General features: G+C 61.8%; 1 pseudogene. It reads left to right on the top strand.

What is annotated here, in order from left to right:
- Nucleotides 1-251, top strand: a pseudogene (locus tag SB764_RS42955) (ABC transporter ATP-binding protein); the annotation flags it as partial.

Raw genomic sequence — 251 nt, 5'->3', positions numbered from 1 at the left:
GCCGACGAAAGTGTGTCGGCACTGGATGTGTCGGTGCAAAAGCAAGTGCTGGAGTTACTGGCCGAACTGCAGAAGCAGTTGAACCTGAGCATCCTGTTTATCACCCACGACCTGCGCGTGGCGGCGCAGATCAGCGACCACATTGCGGTGATGCGGCAAGGCGAAGTGGTGGAATACGGCAGCGCCGAACAGGTCTTGCTCAGGCCACGGAACAGCTACACCCAGGCCCTTCTCGCGGCGGCACCCGGCGC

The sequence above is a fragment of the Paraburkholderia sp. SIMBA_027 genome, from assembly GCF_046535315.1.
Classification (GTDB): Bacteria; Pseudomonadota; Gammaproteobacteria; order Burkholderiales; family Burkholderiaceae; genus Paraburkholderia; species Paraburkholderia tropica.
The sequence above is the reverse complement of the archived record's forward strand: the minus strand, read 5'-3'. Positions and strand labels throughout refer to the sequence as shown.